The sequence below is a fragment of the Stieleria sp. genome (genome assembly GCF_041595215.1).
GTDB classification, from domain to species: domain Bacteria; phylum Planctomycetota; class Planctomycetia; order Pirellulales; family Pirellulaceae; genus Stieleria; species Stieleria magnilauensis.
In genome coordinates this window covers 1-9840 of the sequence record NZ_JBFHKV010000198.1, presented here as the reverse complement: position 1 = coordinate 9840, position 9840 = coordinate 1, and the positions used below count along the sequence as shown (strand labels likewise).

The window sequence follows — 9840 nt, the reverse complement described above, 5'->3', positions numbered from 1 at the left end:
GTCACGAGCGTGTTCAATTGTGGTCGGACCGAGGCGTGAACCGACGTCACCGAGGCTTCGTCACCGGCGCGTGCCGCGTCGATCAAGGGTTGCAGCTCGCTGACCGGTTCGCCGGTTTCAAAGGTGCTCAAGAGCCCCTTGAGCGCGTGACCGACTTTCGCCGCCTCGGCGAGTTCGCCTTGCTGGATGTGATCCTGCAATTGAGACATCAATCCGGGAGCGTCCTCGGCAGCAATCTTCGCCAACATCTCCAGTACTTCCTCGTCGCCCGCGACTCGACTGAGGGCTGCGGAGAAACGTTGTCGTTGTGATTCGGTCATCTTCTTCGGTTGCCGGTGTGTGGTTTGCAAAGGCATTGGACCAGTCGCCTCTACTCCTCGACTGACACGTCGCTCTTGAGGACGATGTTGTACGAGTTGATTCGGTCTCGCAATTTGCCTCGCGTGATGCCGAGCATCTCCGCCGCTTGGCTCTGGTTACCATCGGTCGTTTGCAACACTTTCAGGATGACAAAACGTTCCATGTACTCCATCGCTTCGGCGTAAATATTGGTCGAACGTTCATCTAGCAAACGCTGCACCAATTGCGGCAATTGTGTTCCTTCGGTGGGTTCTTCTCGCGGGACGACATCCTGGGTCGGAGTTTTTTTGACCGGAGAAACGGTGCCGGTGATCGCGCCGGGGAGGATGTCGGGGGTAATGACCGGCATGACGGTGTCGAGCACGCAGCGGCGGATCACCGCCCGCAATTGTCGGACGTTGCCCGGCCAGTCGTACGCGGTCAGCAATGCCACCGCTTCGGGGGACAGCCCTTCCAGGTCGGGTTTGTTGAATTCCTTTTTGGCCTGGGCGAGAAAGAAGCGAATCAAGGACGGTACGTCACTGAGACGGTCGCGCAGCGGGGGCAATTCGATGGTCACCCCGTTGAGCCGGTACAGCAAGTCTTCGCGATATTCGCCGTCTTCGACCATCTGTTCCAGCGGTCGGTTGGTCGCGGCGATGATCCGAACATCGGTGGTCAGCTCTTTGTTGCCACCGACACGTTCAAAGCGTTGTTCTTGCAGCACGCGCAGTACTTTGGCCTGGACGGTCGGCGCCATGTCACCGATTTCATCCAAGAACAACGTGCCGCCGTTGCATTGTTCGAACTTCCCGATCCGGCGACTTTCGGCCCCCGTGAACGCGCCTTTTTCGTGTCCGAACAATTCGCTCTCGAGCAAATTATCTGGCAAGGCCGCACAGTTGACGGCCAGAAACGTTTCCTCGCTGCGGTGGCTGTATTGGAACAGGGCCCGGGCGACCAATTCTTTTCCGGTGCCGCTTTCACCCCGAACTAAAATCGGCACGTCTTGCTTGGCGACCTTTCCGATTGCTTTAAAAACGTCCAGCATGGCTGGTGAGCGACCGATGAACAGCTCGGCTGCTTGGTCGCCCCCTTCGTCATCGGCGGAGATGGCGACGGGCACGCTGCTGATCTGCCGCTGCTCGATCGCTTTTTCGACCAGATCCCGTAACGGTTCGACGTGCAGGGGTTTGGCGATGTAATCAAACGCCCCCAACTGCATCGCTTCGATCGCGGTGTTGCTGGCCGCCTCGACGGTCATGAAGATCACGGGGATGCGGCGATCGTGCTCGCGGATTTCGCAGTAAACGGCCAGCCCGTTTTGATCGGGCAGCTGAATATCCAGCAACACCGCGTCGTAGGACCCGCGTCTCAGTTCGGCCAGACCCTCGCCGGCGCTGGCACAGGTGGTGATGTCCGCAATCGGCGAAAGCGTTTTTTCCGCCAGAGCCAAAATTGCACGGTCATCATCAATGACTAAGAGACTAGGCATCGCTTTGGACCACTTGGATCGGAGGATGGGCTGGGGTTTGGATAAAGTGGTGCCTGTTGCCATGGAAGATCACCTGGACTGAAAAAATATCATCGCTGTAGCGGTTTGTCGATCGGATTGGTCGCTGACCGAGCAAAAGGCGGGCCAAACGCGGCCTAGTCCTGACCGCTTTCCAGATGGGCCCTCAATTTCGCCGCTCGGGCAGTTCGCTTTTGCCGCAATTGTTCGATCGAAATGTCTTGGCTGTAATGAGCCACCATGGCGACCAGTTTGGCCTGGTCGATGGGTTTGGCGAGGTAATCGTCGCAGCCGCCGTTGAGGCAACGGTCGCGGTCTCCCTTCATCGCGTCGGCAGTCAGCGCGATCACGGGCCAGTCGATGCCGACCGACCGCAGCATCGCGGTGGCCTGCAAGCCGTCCAGGTTGGGCATTTGCATGTCCATCACGATCACGTCGAACGGTTCGCCCGAATCCCGTGCCTGGACCGCCGCATCGTAACCCTGTCGACCATCTTCGGCCGTCGCCACCGTCGCCCCGGCTTTTTCCAGAAAGTGCTGACTGATATGCCGCACGTCGCGTCGGTCGTCGACTACCAAGACGCGGCAGGCGAGTTCTTTTGGGGCCGCCGAACGGCTTTTGGATTCGGTATTCCGGCTGACGAGATCGGGTTTGACCAAATCGATCTCCGCGAACGACGCGGTCGGCAAGCGGACGAAGAACGTCGACCCCTGGCCGACCGCGCTGCTCAGATCCATTTCGCCTTGCAGCATCTGCACCAGCCGCTGGCTGATCGCCAGTCCTAATCCGCTGCCGCCATAGCGGCGCGTGACAGACGAGTCCCCCTGGGAAAATGGCCGGAACAGCCGCTCAATTTGTTCCTCACTCATTCCGATTCCGGTGTCGACCACCGCGAATTCGACCACCGGTGGATTGCTCCCCTCGACGAATCGAACTCTCAATCGCACCTCGCCTTCGTCAGTAAATTTGATCGCGTTGCCGATCAAGTTGATCAAGACTTGCCGCAATCGGATCGGGTCGGTCTTGATCGTCCGTGGCACTTTACCGTCAAACTCGACTTCGAATTTGATCTCCTTCTCCTCCGCCCGCACCAGCATCAACGATTGAATGTCAGCGACCATTTGCGGAAGCGGGCATTCCTCCACTTCCATGTTCAGTTTGCCCGCTTCGATCCGCGACAAATCCAAGATGTCGTTGATCAATTCCAACAAGAACTGGCCGTTCTTCTTCATGATCAGCACACAGTTGCGATTGTCGGGGTCTTTCAAGTGTCCTAACAAGACATCGGCGTAACCCAGAATCGCAGCCATCGGCGTGCGGATCTCGTGGCTCATGTTGGCCAGAAACTCGCTCTTGGCTTGGTTCGCTGCCAAGGCGATTTGCTCACTTTCCCGCAGTCGCTGTTCTTGCTCCTTCCGTTCGGTGATGTCCTGCACGATGGAGCTGACCGCCGTGACGCGATGATCGTCGGTCGAACCATTCTCCAACGGCAATTCGAGAGGATAGTAACTCGCAAGCCAGGTACGTTCCTTTTTCGATGCCGGCGTTTTGCCGACAATTTCCACGTTCAGCACCGGTCGGCCGGTCTCGAACACCCGATGGCAGATCGGTTCGACTTGATCGTTGAGACCTTGCAGAATCTCGTCTAAACGACATCCGATGTGATCGTCGCGTGAGCGTCCATTGATTTTCGCCAGCCTTTCGTTGACCCGCAGAAACCTCAACTCGCGGTCGATCACGCTCATACCGACCGGGGCGGCCTTGTAGATCAGTTCCAATTCGCGGTTTTTGCGGGCCAGTTCGGACTGGATCACACCCAAGTTCGTTTCCGCTTGATGTTGTTCTTCCATGTCCCCGATCGTGCCGACCCATTCCCGGATCGACCCGTCGTCGTTCTTGATCGCGACCGCCTCGGCCGCGAACGTGCGGTACGATTGACTGTCTCGGTGCCAGATGCGACCGCTCGCTTGGTATTTATTGCCTGAATCCAAGGCGGCTTGCCAGCGACGTTTTAACGAGGGTCGGTCATCGGGATGGATGGCGTCGATCCATCCGAACCGACGATGTTCGCTCCACGATTGTCCGGTGTAGCGTTCCCAGGAAACTTGGGGCGTCGAAAAGTTTCCTTCCGGATCCGACGTCCAAACGATACTGCGAGTTCCGGATAGCAGAGCGACATAACGCGCCTTGGCTTGCTGCAACTCGCGCTGCGTTTCTTCTCGCTGACGGATCTCCAACTTCAACCGTTCGTTCGTCGCCACGATCGAAGGCAAACGCAAGATTCGAGGCATGTGTTGGACCAGGATGATCACCGTCGCCCAGGAAACCGTCGCCGTGATGAACTTCATCAGCCCCGAGACGCGATAGATCGGATACCAGAAAATGATCGCTTCGATCAGATGCACCAAACCGCAGGCCGAGATGAACGCCGCGAACAACCAAAACAACTTGGTAAACGGAAAGTCGTCTCGTCGACGCGCGAAGTAGACCAGCACGACCGGGATGGCAAAATAAGCGCCAAAGGTCGCGATGTCGCTGATGATGTGCAGCCAGCCGAGAAACTCCGACCAATTGCCGCAACTCCATCGCGCAGGAAAATCAGAGGTGTCCCAGAATTTGCCAATCAAATCGCCCATGCCTCACTTTCCCAGAGAAAACCGGGCGATGAAGAAGGCAAACCCAAACTCACTTCACCTCAGAATCACGCCCTGCCAGAAGCCTCACACTCGTAAGATTGAATTCGACCATTGCCGAATCGTCAATGAGATGCATCGCTGGATCGCCGCCCTCATCGGTTGGACCGAGCGACCCTTTCCATAGCGGGCTGCCTGTGGGGAAATCGGCTCAGCGTCGCTGCACCCGCAACTGACCGGGCTGGAGGTCACTCGCCAGATGCGGTGACGCAATCAGGACCATGCCTGGTGCATTCGTCGCGGAGGGCTCACCGAGCTGGAATCACGGTTTCGACGTGTAGCGGGTCGGCCTGCTTGGCTCGCATCAGTCGCTCTGCGGCTTCTGCCTCATCGCCTTCCTTTTCTTCAAGTTGATCGTGTTCGTGATGCATCGTCGGTTCGAGCTGCAGGTCGATCAGAATTGGAAAGTGGTCTGAGCCGACATGCGGTAAACGCCGCAGATCGCGAAACGCGAAATGCGTGGTGTGAAACACATGATCGAGCGGAAACCGCATCCACATCCGATCGGCGTGAAACGAGTTGAAAAATCCCCGGCCGCGGCGTGGGTCCAACAATCGACTCAGACGCAAAAATAGTCGCGTTGATTGTGACCATGCGACATCGTTCAAATCACCACCGATGATAATTGGGCGATCGTCTTCGGCGAGTTCCTTGCCCCACAAAACCAACTCAGCGTCGCGGGCGGTTGCATCGTTGTCGCGGATCGGCTCGGGAGGCCGCGGATGAACCCCCACAATTCGGACTTCATCTCCGCTGGGCAATTGGACCATCGTGTCAATTGATGGTACATCATCCTGCACTCGAAAACGAATGTCGCTTTCAAGGATCGGAAGTCGCGACAACAACGCCATCCCGTACCAATTGCTTTGGGGGTGAACGATTTGGTTGGGATAGTCTGATTTCAGCTCCGCGATCGCCTCGGCCCACCGCTGATCCACCTCGGCGACGATGATGATGTCTGCGTCCTGTTCCAGAACAACCTGTTGCCAACGAGCAAATTGATCGTTCTCTTCTTCCACGTTGGTAACCAGCACCCGAAGCCGACGGGCATCGTCATCCGGGTCCCCGGGCTGTTGCGGCCGCCAGGACTTGGTCTGCGTCGCCGCCAGAGGCGTGTACGGGATGATGCGGAACAAATGCCAAACGGTTAAGGCCAGCGTTAAGGTCGCGATGACAGTCAACCTGACCGTCGACGGTTGTCCGGCGATCGCATTGGTTGTGATCAGCGCCGCCGCAGCCAGCCACGTGATCAGCAGGATTTGCATCCGCGGGAAATCCCAGCCACGAATGAACCAGTGTGGATGCGAGCTGAGCGGCAACAACGATCCGGCCACCAAGATGCCGAAAAGCAAATAGATCACGCAGTTGAAGAAGGATAACATGGGGATCCTCGTGGTGGCCTCCGGCTAGGTGAGGGAATGGCGGTTTCGAATACTCGATGGGCCGGAGGATCGATTGGGATTCTGGTTTCTGACTCCGTTTCTAATCTCATCAGCAGCTCTTGATGATCACCGGGTGCGACGCCATCCTAAACGCTACCAACGGGCCGCGGTTGAGGCGGCTTGTTTCCTGCCGGCCACCCCTCACGTTGTCGCGTTCGATCGCCGTCGGATTGTTCGGTTTGATCATGAAACAGCATCACATTGGTCGGGTACGGCATATCGATTCCGGCGTCATCCAACGCTTCTTTGATCGAGGCGATCACTTCATTGCCGACTTTGACGACGTTGGCTCGCTCGGGGGCGGTCCACCAGCGGGCACGTAAAACGACACTGCTACCGCCAAGCTCCGTGGCAATCACATCCGGGGCCGGATCGCTAACCACTCCATCGACAGACTCCAACGTCTGCTGCATCACCTGCGCGGCTTTCCGCAAATCGTCTCCATAGCCGACGCCGACGTCGTACTGACTGCGAATGCATTGAAACGCGGTATTAACGACAACGGGGTTTGTGTAGATCTGGCTGTTCGGGATCACAACCTTTTTGCCATCGTACGTTCGAATGTTGGTGGCTCGAGTTTCGATCGATTCTACCGTCCCCTCGTGATCCCCAGAGACGATTTGGTCGCCGACGCTGAACGGTTCATTGATCAGAATCAATAGGCCGGCCATGAAGTTCTGCAAGATGTCCTTGAACGCGAAACCGATCGCAACCCCACCGATACCCAGGGACGCAATCAGCTTACCGGCCGTGACCGTAGGCGCCATGATGGTGACCGCGAGCAACAAGCCGATAAAGACGAGTGCCCATTGAGCCAACCGACCGACGACGCGACCCACATTGGCCGACGGTTTGTCAGCGGTCGCGCGGTTGATTCCCTTGCGAGCGAACTTGCCGACGAAAAAAAAGACCACGAAGACCACGACGCCGATCAACAGGAACGGCAGACGGTCGAGAAATCCATCGATCATGTTGTCGATGGTCTCCCAGACGGTGGTGACCGAAACGTCGATCTCACCGGTCTTGTCGACAGGGCCAGACGCATCGCCTGGCGATGGGTCGCCTGCCGTCGTCTCGCTACCCGCTTGCGCCAGGAGCGCGGCAAACGGTGTGGACAAATTGTCAATCATGGTCATGGAACTCGTGTCGAGGGGTCGATCGATCGGCAGGGAAAGTGAGCTGCCGGACCGCGCCATTTAACGGCCGTCCGGCATCTCGAATCACTTACAACACGACGATCAACGCGTGAATGATTCCGATGATCCAGAATCCGACCAGGGTCAACACAATGTTCAAGATGAATTGCGTTCCGACCCCACGGTCCATGAATACCGCCAAGGGTGGCAGCAAGATGGCGAGGATCACTTTCAGCAGGGTGTTCTGGCTTTTAACGGTGGTTGACATAACAGGTTCCGATGTTTGAGGTGTGCTGTGAAGCGTGCGGTAAAGCAATGTGTTTAGTGTGGCGGCGGGGAATGCCTGCGGTGGCTCATCAATCATTGGTGCAAGACCGGATTGAGCCCGCCCACCATCGGGCCGACGTTTATTCGTCAGCGGGCAAGTCGACGTCCACGTCGGGAACGTTCACCTTCTTCTTTTCCATATCGACGTCCACATCTGGGACGCTGATCTCCTTTTCTTCCATCGAGACATCCACATCAGGACCGTCGACATCGTAAGCGGGCAACTTGCCCGGATCGCCTGACACATCCACGTCTACATTCGGCAGCCGACCTTCTTCTGTCTTATCGACATCGCAACCTACAGTGGAAAATGCCAGCGCGAGCGAAAGCGAGGCGTAAAGAAATTTCTTGATCATGTTGATTCCATGGGCTTTCCCAGGCTTGGCGGCACATCGCCTGTGGAGGTGTGTGAGAGGTTCATTCGCCGCTGCACACCGACAAACGCAAAGGGTGTGCCGGAGACGCCGAAGTGAGAGAATGACCCAAATTTCGTTCCAACGGACGAAGATTTGACAGCCGATCAACCGCGCTGGTTGAAACAAGACCACACGTGAGCGTTTCTTTCGGCGTGGTGCACGTTCAAGTCCAGGATTGACGGCAATGCCGCGAAGCTAAGCGTCGTCTCATCTCGCTTCGGCCTATCGGCTCGCGACTAACGGCTGATCGCCCAATGAGATCAGCCGGTTCGCGCCATTGTCCGCGCCGCCTCATTGACGTTGTTGATTTCATAGCGGAAATCAAGACAAGTTCGGACGAGAAACGTCCACACGTTTAAAAAGAATGGGCCGCAGCCCAGATAGACGACGCGCGAGAGCCATCGGATTGATGAAACGATTGCCGGGCAACGTTGAACGTGCAACGCGCTACGCCAACGCTGTGAAGCGTTCATTCCCTGCGTTTGACGAGGTGTCAGCGGCAGGGCGCAAGCCCTCCGGTCCCTCATCGTTCCCGAAACACCGGAGGGCTCGCGCCCTACCGCTAAAAAAAATGCGTCACAGCGTTGCCGTTACGGTTTCAGTTTCCACCCGACCACAACCCCCAGACCGAACGCCCAGCAGGCGGCGACATCGGGGTGATCCTTGGCATACTCCTTGGCCAGACTGATCAAGTCCTTGGCCGGTTCCTGGACGTAATGCTGGGCCGCATCCTGTCCCATCTCCTTTGCACCTGTCGCAATCCACTCCGCCGTTTCGCGAGCGCGCCGGGCTGCTTCACTGTTGGGTTGATCGGTGTTTTGGGCAGACGTATCGGGAGCTTTCGTATCGGACATGGAATTACCTTCGTGACAGGGGAGAGACGGTTTCGGTGGTGTAGTAGCGCTCGCGACGTCCGTCATTGGTAAACGATTCGCGGCGAAACTGATTTCGTGGGGAGGAGTCCGGCGCCACGAGTGTTGCTTTGAGCCAGCGGAGATTTTCGCTGAACTCGGACTTCGATTCATCCATGGCGGCGGCGGCCGATTTAGCACCGCTCATCGCGATCAGCAGTAGGACGCCGACGACGACTAACGTCCCCGCGCCCACAATCAGCAGCGCCGTGCCGGTCGACAGAACTGTCCATTCATCGAGCAGGAATCCGAGGCCGAAAAGGAAAACGGTGAATCCCGAGCCGACCAACAGCAGCGCGACCAAACTGCAGACAATTGCCCGACCGAGACTTCGCTTGGCAGCTTGTGCATCGACTGAGAATAATTGCCATTGCAATTCCCAGAGATCGATGAGGTCGTGAATCACTTTTTGGAAACTTGAATTTCGGTGCATGGTCCTTTACCGCCATTTACGTTTAACGAGCCAACCGAGTGTCAGTCCGACTGCGCCGGCGGCGGCCAAGGCCAGCGTCGGGTGCTTGGCGATGGTCTGATGAACAATGCTCGCCTTCGATCGCTCAGGATCGTTGCGATGCAGTGGACGATCCAGGTCATCAAACCGTTCATCTTCCAGGGGGCGCGACGGGAATGGAGGAGCGATCATGGTGTTTTTGGTTTGGTCAGAAGTTGACTGATCTGATTCGAGGCGACCGTCGTGAGTTGTTTTAAGGCGAGCGAGGTGACAGCTCCCATGATTCCACCGATGAAGCCACGCTTCGCGGGAGCCGGCGCTGCGCCACATTCTTTCGTGGTGTTGCCATGCGAGTCCTGGTGAATGATGATCGGCTCGGTCGCCGGTTTCGATTTGGAAGGGACGAGCAAGTAGCCGACACCCGCGGCGAGCGCCAGCAGCGGCAGCGGGTGACGCGCCATGTGATACTTCCAGTCGGTCAATTCACGCACACGCATGCGGGCGTCGTCGACGTCGTAAGGCAACTCCGTACGAATCTCCGCCATCCGCTGCTTGATCGCGTTGGCCTGTTTTTCAGTGGCAAGCGTGGTGGCCATGACTATTTCTTGTTCC

11 protein-coding genes are annotated in these 9840 nt (G+C 57.2%); all 11 read right to left on the bottom strand.

All coding sequences use genetic code 11. From position 1 onward, the window contains the following. Positions 1-320 (bottom strand): hypothetical protein (locus ABX749_RS10165; RefSeq protein ID WP_372895879.1); only part of this gene is annotated, 320 nt, incomplete at its 3' end. A gap of 50 nt (positions 321-370) precedes the next feature. Continuing rightward, positions 371-1834, bottom strand: coding sequence for a sigma-54 dependent transcriptional regulator (locus ABX749_RS10160; protein WP_145221727.1), 1464 nt, complete (start codon positions 1832-1834; stop codon positions 371-373). Positions 1835-1989: 155 nt separating this feature from the next. After that, complete coding sequence (locus ABX749_RS10155) at positions 1990-4488, bottom strand: ATP-binding protein (protein WP_372895878.1); 2499 nt, start codon at positions 4486-4488, stop codon at positions 1990-1992. A 305-nt stretch (positions 4489-4793) separates the two neighbouring features. Next, the gene (locus ABX749_RS10150) at positions 4794-5927 is read right to left on the bottom strand and encodes an endonuclease/exonuclease/phosphatase family protein (protein WP_372895877.1); all 1134 of its coding nucleotides are present in this window, start codon (positions 5925-5927) and stop codon (positions 4794-4796) included. A 146-nt stretch (positions 5928-6073) separates the two neighbouring features. Continuing rightward, the gene (locus ABX749_RS10145) at positions 6074-7117 is read right to left on the bottom strand and encodes a mechanosensitive ion channel family protein (RefSeq protein WP_372895876.1); all 1044 of its coding nucleotides are present in this window, start codon (positions 7115-7117) and stop codon (positions 6074-6076) included. Between the two features lie 94 nt (positions 7118-7211). After that, positions 7212-7391, bottom strand: coding sequence for a YqaE/Pmp3 family membrane protein (locus ABX749_RS10140; RefSeq protein ID WP_095741812.1), 180 nt, complete (start codon positions 7389-7391; stop codon positions 7212-7214). A 139-nt stretch (positions 7392-7530) separates the two neighbouring features. Beyond that, positions 7531-7806 (bottom strand): hypothetical protein, encoded by a 276-nt coding sequence (locus ABX749_RS10135; protein ID WP_372895875.1) that lies wholly within the window; start codon positions 7804-7806, stop codon positions 7531-7533. 650 nt (positions 7807-8456) lie between these two features. Then, entirely contained in the window at positions 8457-8720 is a 264-nt protein-coding gene (locus ABX749_RS10130; protein ID WP_372895874.1) for a hypothetical protein, read from the bottom strand. Between the two features lie 4 nt (positions 8721-8724). Further along, a complete protein-coding gene (locus ABX749_RS10125) occupies positions 8725-9183 on the bottom strand; it encodes a phage holin family protein (RefSeq protein WP_372895873.1) in 459 nt (152 codons plus the stop codon). Positions 9184-9216: 33 nt separating this feature from the next. Next, positions 9217-9420 carry a hypothetical protein gene (locus tag ABX749_RS10120; RefSeq protein WP_372895872.1) on the bottom strand — a complete coding sequence of 68 codons (204 nt, stop codon included), beginning with the start codon at positions 9418-9420 and terminating at the stop codon, positions 9217-9219. Next, on the bottom strand, positions 9417-9840 hold a 424-nt coding region (locus ABX749_RS10115), incomplete at its 5' end, for a hypothetical protein (protein ID WP_372895871.1). The genes ABX749_RS10120 and ABX749_RS10115, both read right to left, overlap by 4 nt.